Here is a 14,805-nt window from a genome sequence, read left to right on the forward strand (position 1 = left end):
GGATGATGTGAATTGCTGAATATTCATAATCTTACGGTAAATTTAGCGGGAGATACCATTTTCAAACAAGTTTCTTTCTTCATTAATGAAGGCGAAAAAGTGCTTGTGGCCGGGCCGAACGGGTCCGGCAAAAGCACGCTGTTCAGGGTGCTTTCAGGAGAGCTTGAGGCGGATGAAGGAACGATTGCGATCAACAAAGGGGCGAAGGTCGGTTTGCTGAAGCAGATCGCTGATCCCCATGAGGATCTGACGTTGTATCAATATCTGGAAAAATCGTTTGAAGCTCTCGCGGCGATCCAGAAGGAAATGAAGGCCATTGAGCTGAAGCTTTCGGAACCGATGGGTGATGACGAGCTGACTGCTTTATTGGAAAAGTACAGTCAATACACGGAAACATTTGAGAGGAACAACGGCTACCAGATGCATGCGATGATTGACGAGGTATGCAACGGGCTCAGCCTCAGTGAATTAAAGGATCAGCCGTTTTCAAAGCTGAGCGGCGGCGAAAAAACAAAAGCCGGCCTTGCCGAAATTTTAATCCGCAACGACGACATTATACTGCTGGACGAGCCGACCAACCATTTGGATGTTCATGCGATTGAGTGGCTTGAAGGGTTTATAAAAAAATCGAACAAAACCATTCTATTTACGACCCACGATAAAACGTTTGCCGACCAGACGGCGATGAAGGTGCTCGAGATTGATGATACGGAGGTGAAGATTTGGCCTTACGGTTTCAGCGAATACCTGAAAAAGCGGGAAGAATTCATCATCGCCCAGTTTGAGAAATATGAAGAACAGCAGAGAAAAATACAGAAGATGAAGGAATCCATCGCCCAGCTGAGAGATTGGGCCAACCGCTCGAATCCGCCGTCTGTCAGCCTGCACAGACGCGCGAATAATATGGAAAAGGCGCTGAAAAGGATCGAGCTGATCAATAAGCCGGTCCGGACGGAGCAAAAATTAAAAAACGCATTTCAGGAAGCGGGCGCCGGTTCAAAAGATATTGTGTTCATTGAAAACGGAAAGGTGGCCAACGGATCTTCCCTTTTATATCAAAATGTGAATCTGCGTATAAAGCATAAAGACAGAATCGGCGTCGTCGGCAGAAACGGCGTCGGCAAAACAACGCTGATCCGCTGTATCATCGGGGAAAGAGAACTGTCGGACGGCACCATTAAAGTAGGGGAAAATCTTAAGATAGGCTACATTGATCAAAAGAGCCAAGTCGGAGATTCGAGTCAGACGATTCTGCAATTCTTTAAAGAAAATCTGCTGACTGAAGAGGGCATGGCCCGGAATATGCTGGCCAAGTACGGATTTTACGGGTCGTCGGTCTTTAAAAAACTTTCCGTCCTGTCGGGCGGTGAGAGAATCAGGCTGAAGCTGTCCATCTTAATGGAAAAAAAGCTGAATGTCCTGATCCTGGATGAGCCGACCAACCACTTGGATATTGAATCTCAGGAAATTCTCGAAAACAGCCTGATGCAGTTTCAAGGCACCATCATCTGCGTTTCTCACGACAGAAACCTGCTGGAGAAGTTCAACAAGATTTTCTGGCTTGAGAATCAAAACGTCACCATCTTTTCAGGTCCATACAGTTACGCCAAACAAAAAAAACGGCAGATTGCCGAATAAAAGGGGAATGGATATGACCATTGACAGACTGACAATCAATGAGTTATCGTACGATCTTTTTGTAAGCGAGTATGCTGATAAGAAACCTTTTATTTTGACGGGGGCAATGGATCACTGGGAATGCAGGCCGTGGACGCTTGAATACATTGACGAACACTATGGAGACAGAATGGTCACCATCCGGAAATCAGATATCGAAGGGGTCAAAACGTTTAAACAAGTAAAGCTTTCCAACTATATCGAGTACATTGATCAGAATGATGACAAATGGTACTGTGACTGGAATTTTACGCAGCTGAACCAAAATGACTTAGACCTTGTCTATTCCGCACCCGAGTATTTTACAAAAGACACATTGAGAGCGGATGAAGAAACGGGACGGGACTGGAAATGGTTCTTTCTCGGTTCTAAGCAGACAGGCACGCCGCTGCATCAGGATTTTAACAGCACGCACGCGTGGAACGGCGTCATTTTCGGAGAGAAGGAATGGATCTTCTATCATCCGGACGACTCTCCGTATTTGTACGAAGGAAATATCAATGTCTTTGATGAAAAAGACATAGAGCAAAAACCGCTGGCGCAAAAGGCGTCTCCGATCCGCTTCAGACAAAAGGCGGGAGAAATCATTTACGCGCCGCGTCATTGGTGGCATCAAGTCGAGAATACGGAACATACATTGGCAGTGAGTGAGAACTTTTGGTTTACCGGAGAGCGGCTTGCCAATCAGATATAACCTGACGAAAGGCTGAGAAGCATCTCAGCCTTTTTTTGTATGGATTCATTTCATCCGGTCCAGGCCAAATTTTTTCAGGCGGTATTGCAGGCTCTGTCTGCTGATTCCGAGCTCGTTTGCCGTTTTGGATATGTTATTGCCGTGTTTTCTCAGGGTTTTTTCGATCATGTATTTTTCGAAGTTTTCCATTTTGTCTTTTAAATCGGTGCCGGGCTGGGTGCTTGCGGCGGCTTTGCTTTCCGTGTCAGCGGGTTTGATTTTCATCCGGTATTGGTAAGGCAGGTGGGCCGCCGTAATCGTCGTTTCATCCGTCATAAAGTTCATGGCGCCTTCAATCATATGTTCAAGCTCGCGGATGTTGCCCGGCCAGTCATACTCCAGGAAAAATTGCTGCACATCGTCACTGATCGAATCAACATGCATTTGAAACAGGTGGTTGTTTTTCTGAATAAACACTTCGGCCAGAGGCAGAATGTCTTCCTTGCGCTCTCGGAGCGGGGGAATGATCAGCGTGACAACGCTTAAGCGGTAGTATAAATCTTTGCGCAGCCGCTCTTCTGAAATGGCAGTGATCGGGTCTTCATTCATCGTGGCGATGATACGGACGTCAATCGGTTTGTCCTGAGCTGATCCGATGCGCCTGATTTTCTTTTCCTGAAGGGCGCGGAGCAGTTTTGCCTGCAGGCTGAGATTGAGAGAGTTGATCTCATCGAGGAGCAGGGTGCCTCCCTGCGCCTGCTCAAATAAGCCGGGCTGGTCGATGGCTCCGGTAAAGGCGCCTTTTTTCGTGCCGAATAAAATACTTTCGACCAGACTGTCCGGCAGGGCGGCGCAGTTTTGTGAGATGAACGGGGCCCCTGAGCGCTGGCTGCCGTTGTGAATGCTTTGGGCGAACAGTTCCTTGCCTGTTCCCGTCTCGCCGGCCAAAAGCACGGACGATGACGTACGGGTTGCCCGTTTCGCGTTTTCGATGACTTCCCGAATGACCGGGCTGTTGCCGAGAATGCTGTCAAACGTGTAGCTGTTCTGTTCTTTCCTGTGCATGTTCTCTCTGATCAGCCGTTCGAGCTTGGTGACGTCCTTGGCGATTTCCACGGCGCCCTTGATCTCGCCGTTTTGCACAATCGGGAAGGTGTGGTTGATCGTCGTGATTTCCTGGCCTTTGTTATTGAAATAGCTCTGCTTTACATTTTTAATCGTTTTGCCTTCTTGAAGGGCCTGAACGAGCGTGCTGTCCTGCTGATTGGAAAACATAAATACATCAGTCAGGTTTTTATGCAGGACGTCCCGTTCATCCATATCTTCAATCTGCATCATTTTCTTATTGTAAATGACGGTGCTGCCCTTCTCGTCCACCACATGCAGCCCGACATCAATCTCTTCCAGAATGCTTTGTAACACGAGTGTGTAAAATTCGCTGGTTGTGTGCAGGTCAATTCCCCCTCTCAATCGTCTTAACATTCATTATTTTAAAATAAATCGAACAGGAAACGCAAAAAAATTTTGCGCTTGGACGATGTTTAAAAATAAATGGAAATTGAGGTAATAAAATCATTGACTTTTTTAGGGAAATGATTGATATTTAGATATATACTTAAATATCTAAATCATGTACGTATGAGAGGGGGAAAGTTTTTGAATAAAGCTTTTAAAGCACTGGCCGATCCTACAAGGAGAAGAATTTTGGATTTATTAAAGAAACAAGACATGACAGCTGGTGAAATTGCGGAACACTTCGACATGTCAAAACCCAGTATTTCTCATCACCTTACCATATTGAAAAATACTGATCTGGTTCACGATGAGAGGAAGGGCCAATTTATTATGTATTCATTAAATACCACTGTATTACAGGATCTTATAGGCTGGTTCTTTTCTCTGACTGATTCAGAACATGATAATAAGAAAGGCGGGGAATCATGAAAAAATATCTCTTTTCGGCAGGAATCATTGTTTTAACTGTTTTCACATGGGTTTGCACTTATTCATCTTTACCGGACAATTTGGCGACACACTGGGGATTAAACGGAAGTGCAAATGATTACCAAACGAAAGCTGATGCGATGATGATGCTTATTGGCATCATGATTATTGTATATATTTTAATAGTTATCATCCCTAAGATTGATCCTAAAAATAACTACAAAACATTTATCCGGCCATATATGGCTATATTTAATACAATGTTTGCGGTTCTGTTTGTCATTAATCTGATGACCATCTTGACCGGCCTGGGATATGATCTCCCTATATCTTATTTAGGAAACTTTATAGTGGGAGTCATTTTCATGGTGTTTGGAAACTTCATTCAGATCGTGAAGCCTAATTTCTTTTTAGGGATAAGAACACCTTGGACGCTGAGCAGTGAAAGAGTTTGGAAGGATACACACAGGGTTAGTTCGAAAATTTTTGTCTTAGCGGGCATACTCATGATGCTTGCAGCCTTTTTGCCGCCGGTATATAGAGTGTCAGTCATTTTCATTGCGGCAATCGGCTGTATCATATTATCTTTACTATATTCTTACATTGTATATCAGAGACAATTAAATAAATAATTGTTGAACAGGAGCAATCTAATCGGATTGCTCCTATTTTGTCAGCGGGAAACGCAAAAAAATTTTGCGCTTGGCTGAAGTTTGCACGCAAACTGCCGGAATATTTTGCAGGAAAAGAAAGAATGCTGGCGAAACATCCCGTTTTTTCGGATTGGCACGGAACTTGCTTTATAAAAAGGGAAAGCAAGATCTAATGTTGAATGATTACAAAACAAGGGGGAATCAGATTATGTCAGCTTTCACAAAATCTCAAGAAATTATCAGCCAAACTTCACATTACGGCGCGAACAATTATCATCCTCTGCCGATTGTTATTTCCGAAGCGCAGGGTGTTTGGGTAAAAGACCCTGAAGGCAATCAATATATGGATATGCTGAGTGCTTATTCTGCGGTGAACCAGGGGCACAGACATCCTAAGATCATTCAGGCGCTGAAGGATCAGGCGGATAAAATCACTCTGACGTCACGCGCGTTCCATAACGATCAGCTCGGCCCGTTTTATGAGAAAACAGCCAAGCTGACCGGAAAAGATATGATTCTGCCGATGAATACGGGAGCGGAAGCCGTTGAATCCGCTGTCAAAGCGGCGAGACGCTGGGCATATGAGGTCAAAGGAGTAGCCGATAACCAGGCGGAAATCATTGCGTGTATCGGCAACTTCCACGGCAGAACGATGCTTGCGGTATCCCTTTCTTCAGAAGATGAGTATAAACGCGGTTTCGGACCTATGCTTCCGGGTATAAAATTAATTCCATACGGAGATGCGGAAGCGCTGCGCCGGGCGATCACGCCGAACACAGCCGCTTTCTTATTCGAACCGATTCAGGGAGAAGCGGGCATCGTCATTCCGCCGGAAGGATTTTTACAAGAAGCGGCCGCTATTTGTAAGGAAGAAAATGTGCTTCTGATCGCTGATGAAATTCAGACGGGACTCGGCCGCACAGGGAAAACATTCGCGGTTGACTGGGAAAATATCGTACCGGATATGTTTATCTTAGGCAAAGCGCTCGGCGGGGGCGTCTTCCCGATTTCGTGCATCGCGGCGAACCGTGACATTCTCGGCGTGTTTAACCCGGGTTCCCACGGCTCGACATTCGGCGGAAACCCGCTCGCTTGCGCGGTATCGCTCGCATCTCTTGAAGTCCTTGAGGAAGAAGGGCTGGCAGAGCGTTCCCTTCAGCTTGGCCGTTATTTTAAAGAAGAGCTTGAGAAAATTGATAACCCGATCATAAAAGACGTGCGCGGACGCGGCCTGTTTATCGGTGTTGAACTGACAGAAGCGGCCCGCCCGTACTGTGAAAAGCTGAAAGGCGAAGGGCTTTTATGCAAAGAAACACATGATACCGTGATCCGTTTTGCACCGCCGTTAATGATTTCCAAGGAAGACTTGGACTGGGCGGTCCAAAAGATCACAAACGTGCTTCAAAACGCGTAAAACCTTGATGCGGCAATGCTTTCCCTCGGCTTGTATGGAATTTACAAATAAAAAATTCAGCACACTCTATTTGCGCGGAGACAGTATTTTAGTATAATGTATCTTTATGTACGAAAATGAATTTCATATAACATTCATATACAAATAGAGGCTCTTTGGACAGCAAATCGGTTTCAAAGCACCGGCTTGGTTCCAATACAAGTTGCTGAAGGGGTGCAGAATAGTGAATACAAATCAAAAAGAGAATCAGCTTCAGCGCACAATGAAATCGCGCCATTTGTTTATGATTTCATTAGGCGGAGTGATCGGCACCGGGTTTTTCCTGAGTACCGGATTTACAATTAACCAGGCGGGACCGCTGGGCGCGGTTCTGTCTTATCTGGTCGGCGGTTTTATTATGTTTTTGACAATGCTCTGCTTAGGCGAGCTTGCGGTTGCCCTTCCCGTATCAGGGTCGTTTCAGACGTACGCAACCAAATTCATCAGCCCCGCTTTCGGTTTCGCATTCGGCTGGCTGTACTGGCTCGGCTGGGCGGTGACATGCGCCATTGAGTTTTTATCTGCGGGACAATTGATGCTCCGCTGGTTTCCGCATGTTCCCGTATGGGTGTGGTGCCTCGTGTTTGTCGGACTGATGTTTCTTTTGAACGCGATTACCACAAAAGCGTTCGCTGAGTCGGAATTTTGGTTTTCCGGCATTAAAATTTTAGTCATTCTGCTGTTTATTATTTTGGGCGGTGCCGCCATGTTCGGCCTGATCGACATGAAACACGGCGAGCAGGCTCCTTTCTTCTCTCATTTTTATGAGGATGGATTGTTTCCGAACGGCATTAAGGCTATGCTTATTACGATGATTACCGTAAACTTCGCGTTCCAGGGAACGGAGCTGATCGGGGTTGCCGCGGGAGAAAGTGAAAATCCCGAGAAAACGATTCCGCGCTCTATCCGGCAGACGGTATGGAGAACGCTTGTCTTTTTCGTTCTCTCCATCATCGTCATTGCCGGCATGATTCCGTGGAAGCAGGCGGGAGTGGTTGAAAGCCCGTTTGTCGTGGTGTTTGAACAAATCGGTATTCCATATGCGGCCGATATTATGAACTTTGTTATCTTAATTGCGCTGCTCTCAGTGGCCAACTCAGGCCTGTTTGCATCGACGCGTATCTTATATGCCATGGCGAACGAAGGACAAGCCTTTAAATCGCTCGGCAAAACAACTAAACGCGGCGTGCCGATGAACGCTCTGATCGTGACGCTGGCCGTCGCCTGCCTGTCCCTGCTGTCTAAAGTGGCAGCGCCGGAAACCGTTTATATGTTTCTCTTATCATTAGCCGGACTAAGCGCGCAGGTCGGCTGGATCACGATTTCCCTGTCACAGCTGATGTTCAGACGGAAATACATCCGCGAAGGCGGCAAAGTGGAAGACCTGAAGTTTAAAACACCGCTGTACCCGGTGCTGCCTATTATCGGGCTGACGTTAAATACGGTCGTTCTGATCAGTCTCGCATTTGATTCAGAACAGCGGCTCGCCCTTTATTGCGGCATCCCGTTCATGGCGGTGTGCGTTATCGTCTATCATCTGTATGTAAAAAAGCATAAGCAGTCAGAAAAACAGATAGAGCTTTAAATCTTTTCGTGTCCAAGTCATCTTTGAGAAACCCGCACAGGACAACATACAACATGTTGAGGTGGAAAAACGGATGAACAAGAATATCTCAGTTATTGGAATGCCGATGGATTTAGGACAAGCACGACGCGGAGTGGACATGGGCCCGAGCGCCATCCGCTACGCGCATCTCATTGAACGGTTATCTGACATGGGGTATGCGGTGGAAGACTTAGGCGACATCCCCGTCAATCGTGAAAAACTCAAACATGATGAAGAGCTGAAAAATTTGAACTCTGTGCTCTCGGGGAACGAGCAGCTCGCCCAAAAGGTGCACAGCGTCATTGAGAATGAGCGGTTCCCTCTCGTCTTGGGCGGCGATCACAGCATCGCGATCGGAACGCTGACAGGAACGGCAAAGCACTATAAACAGCTCGGCGTCATCTGGTACGACGCGCATGGCGACTTAAACACCCTGGAAACATCGCCGTCAGGCAATATTCACGGAATGCCGCTGGCCGTCAGCCTCGGCGTCGGGCACGACACGCTGGTGAATCTGGGCGGGTATGCCCCGAAAATCAAGCCGGAGAACGTCGTCATCATCGGCGCGAGATCGCTTGATGAAGGCGAGCGTGAATACATTAAGGAAACAGGCATGAAAGTCTATACGATGCATGAGATTGACCGCCTCGGCATGACAAAGGTCATTGAAGAAACCATTGACTACCTGTCAGACTGTGACGGCGTTCACCTCAGCCTTGATCTAGACGGCCTTGATCCGAGCGACGCACCCGGCGTAGGCACGCCTGTCGTCGGCGGCATCAGCTATCGTGAAAGCCACTTGGCAATGGAAATGCTGTATGATGCCGACATCATCACTTCAGCGGAATTTGTCGAAGTCAACCCGATCCTCGATCACAAAAACAAAACCGGCAAAACAGCGGTCGAGCTGGTGGAATCTTTGTTAGGAAAAAAACTATTATAAAATATGCGCCTCCGCACCTGCGGAGGTTTTTTTTGTTGCCACGAGGAAACTAGCGGGCTGCCACCCTCTTTTTGGACCTGTAAATATGATATATTTATTACACAAAATGGGAAAGGGAGGTGTCCTGACAGATGGCTGAAGTGATGGCCCACGAAACAGTTGCGAAAAAAATCAGTGACTGGTATGAGGAAATCAAAAAGCACAACACCGAATCGGCTGAGGCGTTAAGAGAACAACTGCTTACGGATCTGCAAAATATGACACAAAATCAAACGGTGCTCCTTTATTTTAATTTAATTGATTCCCGCTATAAGCTTTTGATGGAAGAGTATGAGAAAACAGACGGCATTTTAAAAACGATCCAGCTGAACGCCGATAAAGAAAAAACGGACCAGATGATTCAATACTATTATTATTTCTTTTCCGGAATGCACGAGTTTTACCGTAAAAGGTTTATGAACGCCATTAATTTTTACCGGATTGCTGAAAGCAGGCTCCGGCACATACCGAATGAGATTGAAAGAGCCGAGTTTAATTATCAAGTGGCGATTGCCTACTATGAAATCCGCCAAAACTACTTTGCGATGAACCACGCGGAAAAAGCGTTGGAGATCTACAAAGCCAATGAAATGTACGCGGTCAGAGAAGCACAGTGTTTAATGGTGGTCGGCTGTAACAGAATGGACTTGTTTCACTATCAGAAAGCCGAAGAGCTCCTGCAGACGGCGGTTCATCAAGCCGCCAAAGCGGGCGATCCGCATATTGAAGCGCTCGCCCACTTTAACGCAGGCATTTGCTATGAAAGACAGGAAAAACTGGAAGAGGCGCGGGTCGAGTTTGAAACGGCTCTTGATCAAAAGGAGCATTTGCGATCAGCGTATTCGGTGCGGAGTCTGTACATGCTGGCCAGAGTGTTATTGAAGCAGGAAAAGACGGATGAGGGCCGGTTTTGGCTGCATAAAGCGCTGAATGCCGCTGAAGAAAAAAACGAGCCTGTATACACCCAAAAGCTGCGCATTTTACAGCATGTCTTTATTGACCGCAATGAAGAAGCGCTTGAATCAGCTTTCGCCGAGTTAAGAAGGAAAGAGCTGTGGAGTGACGTTTCCGATTTGTCATATCAGGCCGCGGCGCATTTTAAAAAACAGGAGAAATACAAACCGGCGGCGAAGTATTTTCAGGAATCAATTGATGCCAATGACCAAATTTTGAGATTAACGGAGGGGATTCGTAATGAAAACATGTAAATTCATTGTACTCTCAGCAGCCTTGGCAAGTCTCATTTCGATTGGATTATTTGCACAAACTGGTTCAACGGCACAAGCCGACCAAATCATAAAACCGGCGGAAAACGGAGCCTTCGGATAATACTGCATGATACCGCTTTCGTGTAAGGAGTGATTCAATGGCTATCACGCTGCAGCCGATGACAGGACAAGAGTTTCAGTCCTATCTCGCTCATTCAACCAAGCATTACGCTGAAGAAAAGGTAAAAGCGGGAACGTGGCTGCCTGACGAAGCGCCGGAATTAGCGGAGCTGGCGTTTGAAGACCTGCTTCCAGACGGCTTGGAGACAGCCGATCACTATTTATGGACGCTGACATTGGACGGAAAGGAAAATGCCGGCTGGCTGTGGCTGCACGCCGATCCGGACCACCCGCAGCAGGGCGCATTTATTTATGATTTCGGCCTTCATCCGCCTTTCCGCGGCAAAGGCTATGCAAAAGAGGCGCTCGCAAGGCTGGAGGACAAAGCCAAAGACCTGGGTGTCCGCAAGATTTCTCTCCATGTGTTCGCTCATAACGAAACGGCGCGGAAGCTGTATGAGAAGACGGGATTCCTGGAGACGGATGTCATCATGAGCAAAAAGCTGTCATGAAAAGAGGCCCGCACGATGGGCCTCTTTTGTTATTCATCTAACAATGTCATCATTTGTTCCGGGTAACGCTCGCCGGCCGCCGTTCCGATCGGAAACATTTCATCCAACCGCGCTTTCACATCCTCCGGAAGCACAATGTCGAGAGCGGCGAGGTTCTCTTCCAAGTAGTGTTTCTTTTTTGTACCCGGAATCGGAATGAGATCATCGCCGTTTGCGAGAACCCATGCGAGCGCAAGCTGAGGCGCGGTGATATTCATTTCCCGGGCAATGGCGGTAAGTTTTTGGACGAGCCCTATATTCACCGCCAAATTGTCTCCCTGGAATCTCGGCGTTCTTCTTCTGTAATCATCGGCATCCAGCTGATCTGTCGACGTCATCTTTCCGGAAAGAAAACCTCTGCCGAGCGGACTGTAAGGCACAAATGAGATGCCGAGCTCACGGCAGGCGGGCAGCACATGCTCCTCTGCTTCCCTGCTCCATAAAGAATATTCCGATTGAAGCGCGGCAATCGGGTGAATGCGGACGGCGCGCCTGATCGTTTCTGCGGAAGCCTCTGACAATCCGATATACCTCACTTTTCCTTCGTCAATCAGCTCCTTCATGGCGCCGACAGTTTCTTCAATCGGCACCCGCGGATCAACCCGGTGCAGATAATAAAGGTCGATATAATCCGTCCCAAGGCGTTTCAGACTGGCGTCACACGCTTTTTTCACATAATCGGGCCGTCCGTTAATTTCGATAAACTCACCCTTTTCGCTTCGGACATAACCGAATTTCGTCGCGAGGCACAGCTCCTTTCTGAATGGGGCAAGCGCTCTGCCGACAAGTTCTTCATTCGCACCCAATCCATATTGATCAGCTGTATCAAACAAATTCACGCCGAGATGAACGGCATGATGCAGTGTGGAAATCGACTCTTCCTCACTCTGGCTGCCATAGTATTCCGACATGCCCATGCACCCTAACCCCATTGCGGAAACCCGCATCGAACCGATTGTTCTGTCCTTCATATGTCCTCCCCCTTTCTTGTATGATAACCGGATTTCCTGATATTTGAAAATGATTTATGTATATGATTTACATATTGTTATAAAATTTTTAAAAATCTGTAAATTGTATTTTTTTTTATCGCAATTTCGTCATATAATGAAAACGTGGAAAAATTAACCTTAAAGAAAAGAGGCGAAGTTTGATGTGTAAAAAGCTGTTCAAAGCCGTCCTCCCGTTTGCCCTGTCATTCACCATGGTTCTGTCGTTCTCCGGTTTGAATGTAAAAGCGAAAGAAACAGAAACAGCCCGCTACGCAAAAGAAATCGCAGACCTTCAGCAGGGCACGACTCCTGAAGACGTTCTCCAATCCGCCAAAGAGCTTGCCAAACAGAAGCATGTTTCAACAGAAGCAATTCTCAAGCAGTTTCATCAAGAAATCACGGCAGACAAGGTGCAAGGAAATGTAATCGCTTCCAAAGGCGGACTCTCTGCGATGGGCGGATCGTCAGGAACCAAAAAACTCCCGAAAAGCACAAAAGGCAATATTTATTACACGAACTCATACACGGCTTATTACAACCACGGGCATGTCGGCATGTATTCATCCGCTGATAAAATTGTCGAATCCGTGCCGGGAGACGGCGTCCGCCAGATTGCTTATAACGGCAGAGAAGTCGAAGACAATTCAATCGTCCAGACCGTGAAAGTTACCGATGCCCAAAAACAAGCCGCCGCTGACTGGGCTGTATCAAGAGTGGGTGATGAGTACTCCTTCAACTTCGTCAATAACAGAAATACGGGCCATGAAGGCGCCAAAAACTGCTCAAAACTGCTGTGGTCGGCATTCCTCTTAAAAGCCGGGATTGATATCGACTCTAACGGCGGCTTAGGCGTATACCCGCGCGACATCACAAGCTCGTCCTACACAACCACGATCCTGACCATTCACTAAGGAGAACAACGTGAAAAAAATCATCTGGATACCCTTAGTGATCATCGCCGCCGCAGCGGTCTTATGCTTCTTCTATTTCCGCACGGAAGACCCTGCGGAGGTTGCGAGAGACACATTAAATGACCCTGATTTTCTGAAAGATAAAGAGGCGCTGCTGTATTTCTCCACTGCGGCTGACCAAGACACGTTCGGCGGCGGAAAAAGCTACGCCCTCTTCGCCGATGAAAAAGGGCGGCTTTCTTCTTATCAAATGAAGGGGCTTGAGCTCGGATCGGCCAAAGTGCATGACGAAAGCGTGCTGCTGGAGGACAAAAAAGGAATCTACACCGTTCAGGACGGCCTTCACACGTATAAAAGAGCGTACCAGCATACGGGAGACAGCGCGGGATATATCGAACGGGCGAAAGGCTTTTACACGCTGTATAATTCGGGCTACGACAAGAGCGGCGGCAGCTATCGCTCAGAGCTGTACCGCCAGATGGACGGCAGGTGGAAGCAAGACGTCATCCCGCACTATATCCGCGCCTCAGGCTTTTTTAAAGATCATCTTTTCGCGCTCACGCCGACAGATGACGAAAAAGGCTATCACGTCCAAGACATTCAGGCCGATAAAGAAAAGCTCCATACAACATCAATCGCGACGTGGACGTATAAAGAAGGCACGTCTGTCGAATCCCAGCTCGCCGCGGACGACAGCGCTGTCTGCTTTGTTACCAGAGGAGAAAAAGCCGATCACATCTATCAAATGGTGAAAGTCATGAAAAACAGCGGCGCCATCAAAACGTATGACATCGCCGCTTATAAAAATGACGAACAGACGATCTATGACTCCATGCCGTTCAGCTTCAAAAAAAGCTTTTTCATGGAGCATCGCAGCTTCTATTTCGTTGACGGCTTCGGAACCGTCTACTGTATCAACCCTGAGACCGGAAAAAGCAAAAAGGCCTTCACCCTCCCCGCATCACGAATGAAGGCCGACTTTAAAGAACTTATGCATCAAAACGGAAAGCTGTATCTGTTCACGTACAGCTACAAAAAGCCCGCCAAAATCGAATCCTTCGACCTGAAAACGGGCAAAAAACTGAACGACCTGACCATCCCAAACTTAAAAAACATCGTCACGCCGAAAAGCCATCTCAAGCTGTATGATGTGCAGGTGATGGATGGGTTTTAAAGAGTATGAACATTTCGGAAGAGCTTGCCGCTTTTGGTAAGCTTTTTATAATGAAACGTTACTGCGGGAAAGAAGGTGTTCATTTGAAATCATTCAGTATCTTCTTATTGTTGTCCGTCATTTGTATAACCATTGTTTTTGTCATAATGAATATGTTGATTGGATACCCTGATGTGAGTAACGGGGCATTGATGATGATTGTATATATCGTTGTGACCCTCATGATAAGGCTATATAGCAAGAAAAAGAAATAGAGGAATTTGAACCGTAAAAGCAGAAGACAGTCAGGTGAAGGAGGGAGCCGATGAAGAAAAAGCTTGCCGCGGTGACCGTAACCATTCTCCTGGTTTCCGTGATAACCAACTCTTTTCTAAACGGCGGAAAGCCGGACTGGATTGATGTATGCTGTACGCTGCTGGCGAGTCTATTAGGAATTCTGTTCGTCCTTCGCTTAGAAAAAAGAGAAAACACGTAAAGAGCCGGATGCTGAAAACACCGGCTCTTTTTGCGCGTCATTTGCCGAATTGTGGATAAAACTCAGCCCGAAGCACTACTAACATGTGTATAAATAGGTTATATTGAGAAGAGAACAATTGCCGCGCGCAAAAGAAAACCGGAGGATGTAACAATGAAAACCGCTTATTATTCTTGTGAAGAACATATCGAAACCGTGCTGGACATGTACATAGATGATCATGAGCTTCCGCCCGAAATCAGAAAAATCGAACATACTAACAGTTTATCCACAGCCTGTGAATTATGTGGGGACACTGCAACATATCTAGTAGGGAACGAATGATCCTACACAAAATACAGAAAAGATATCCACAATTGTGGACAATATATATGAATAACTTGTTT

16 protein-coding genes are annotated in these 14,805 nt (G+C 46.8%); 14 read left to right on the plus strand and 2 right to left on the minus strand.

Going from position 1 to position 14,805, the window contains the following annotated elements; translation table 11 throughout:
* The first annotated feature begins 12 nt into the window (after window positions 1–12).
* Together ACWJJS_RS00445 and ACWJJS_RS00450 are read left to right on the plus strand one after the other, a co-directional pair.
* Window positions 13–1,638, plus strand: a complete 1,626-nt coding sequence (locus ACWJJS_RS00445) for an ABC-F family ATP-binding cassette domain-containing protein (RefSeq protein ID WP_232213045.1) — start codon at window positions 13–15, stop codon at window positions 1,636–1,638.
* A gap of 13 nt (window positions 1,639–1,651) precedes the next feature.
* Window positions 1,652–2,371 carry a cupin-like domain-containing protein gene (locus ACWJJS_RS00450; RefSeq protein ID WP_004393125.1) on the plus strand — a complete coding sequence of 240 codons (720 nt, stop codon included), beginning with the start codon at window positions 1,652–1,654 and terminating at the stop codon, window positions 2,369–2,371.
* A 45-nt stretch (window positions 2,372–2,416) separates the two neighbouring features.
* Here ACWJJS_RS00450 and ACWJJS_RS00455 read toward each other — a convergent pair whose 3' ends face one another.
* Entirely contained in the window at window positions 2,417–3,832 is a 1,416-nt protein-coding gene (locus ACWJJS_RS00455; RefSeq protein ID WP_071392516.1) for a sigma-54 interaction domain-containing protein, read from the minus strand.
* A 174-nt stretch (window positions 3,833–4,006) separates the two neighbouring features.
* Here ACWJJS_RS00455 and ACWJJS_RS00460 point away from each other — a divergent pair, with 174 nt between their 5' ends.
* From ACWJJS_RS00460 to ACWJJS_RS00495, 8 genes are all read left to right on the plus strand, one after another.
* Entirely contained in the window at window positions 4,007–4,294 is a 288-nt protein-coding gene (locus tag ACWJJS_RS00460) for an autorepressor SdpR family transcription factor (protein WP_015240946.1), read from the plus strand.
* Window positions 4,291–4,926 (plus strand): SdpI family protein, encoded by a 636-nt coding sequence (locus ACWJJS_RS00465; protein WP_454023217.1) that lies wholly within the window; start codon window positions 4,291–4,293, stop codon window positions 4,924–4,926. The genes ACWJJS_RS00460 and ACWJJS_RS00465 overlap by 4 nt, the downstream gene beginning before the upstream one ends.
* Window positions 4,927–5,155: 229 nt before the next feature.
* Window positions 5,156–6,361: an ornithine--oxo-acid transaminase gene (locus tag ACWJJS_RS00470; RefSeq protein ID WP_025650081.1), complete on the plus strand. Its 1,206-nt coding sequence runs from the start codon at window positions 5,156–5,158 to the stop codon at window positions 6,359–6,361.
* A gap of 223 nt (window positions 6,362–6,584) precedes the next feature.
* The gene (locus ACWJJS_RS00475) at window positions 6,585–7,985 is read left to right on the plus strand and encodes an amino acid permease (RefSeq protein WP_004393132.1); all 1,401 of its coding nucleotides are present in this window, start codon (window positions 6,585–6,587) and stop codon (window positions 7,983–7,985) included.
* Window positions 7,986–8,058: 73 nt separating this feature from the next.
* Entirely contained in the window at window positions 8,059–8,949 is an 891-nt protein-coding gene (rocF, locus tag ACWJJS_RS00480; protein WP_252053078.1) for an arginase, read from the plus strand.
* Window positions 8,950–9,080: 131 nt separating this feature from the next.
* Entirely contained in the window at window positions 9,081–10,196 is a 1,116-nt protein-coding gene (locus ACWJJS_RS00485; protein WP_353575370.1) for a response regulator aspartate phosphatase, read from the plus strand.
* A complete protein-coding gene (locus ACWJJS_RS00490) occupies window positions 10,183–10,317 on the plus strand; it encodes a hypothetical protein (protein WP_004393139.1) in 135 nt (44 codons plus the stop codon). Before ACWJJS_RS00485 ends, ACWJJS_RS00490 begins: the two co-directional genes overlap by 14 nt.
* A gap of 37 nt (window positions 10,318–10,354) precedes the next feature.
* Window positions 10,355–10,828 carry a GNAT family N-acetyltransferase gene (locus ACWJJS_RS00495; protein ID WP_033574290.1) on the plus strand — a complete coding sequence of 158 codons (474 nt, stop codon included), beginning with the start codon at window positions 10,355–10,357 and terminating at the stop codon, window positions 10,826–10,828.
* Window positions 10,829–10,857: 29 nt separating this feature from the next.
* Here the strand turns inward: ACWJJS_RS00495 and ACWJJS_RS00500 are convergent, their stop codons facing one another.
* On the minus strand, window positions 10,858–11,838 hold the full coding sequence (locus tag ACWJJS_RS00500; protein WP_017418510.1) for an aldo/keto reductase: 981 nt from the start codon (window positions 11,836–11,838) through the stop codon (window positions 10,858–10,860).
* 182 nt (window positions 11,839–12,020) lie between these two features.
* Here ACWJJS_RS00500 and ACWJJS_RS00505 point away from each other — a divergent pair, with 182 nt between their 5' ends.
* From ACWJJS_RS00505 to ACWJJS_RS00520, 4 genes are all read left to right on the plus strand, one after another.
* Window positions 12,021–12,770: a hypothetical protein gene (locus ACWJJS_RS00505; RefSeq protein WP_454023218.1), complete on the plus strand. Its 750-nt coding sequence runs from the start codon at window positions 12,021–12,023 to the stop codon at window positions 12,768–12,770.
* 10 nt (window positions 12,771–12,780) lie between these two features.
* Window positions 12,781–13,944, plus strand: coding sequence for a hypothetical protein (locus tag ACWJJS_RS00510; RefSeq protein ID WP_326374931.1), 1,164 nt, complete (start codon window positions 12,781–12,783; stop codon window positions 13,942–13,944).
* Window positions 13,945–14,248: 304 nt separating this feature from the next.
* Window positions 14,249–14,419 (plus strand): hypothetical protein, encoded by a 171-nt coding sequence (locus ACWJJS_RS00515; RefSeq protein ID WP_454023219.1) that lies wholly within the window; start codon window positions 14,249–14,251, stop codon window positions 14,417–14,419.
* Window positions 14,420–14,572: 153 nt separating this feature from the next.
* Complete coding sequence (locus tag ACWJJS_RS00520) at window positions 14,573–14,743, plus strand: CxxH/CxxC protein (protein WP_004393147.1); 171 nt, start codon at window positions 14,573–14,575, stop codon at window positions 14,741–14,743.
* Window positions 14,744–14,805 lie beyond the last annotated feature (62 nt).

The sequence above is a fragment of the Bacillus sp. JK106 genome, from assembly GCF_053663355.1.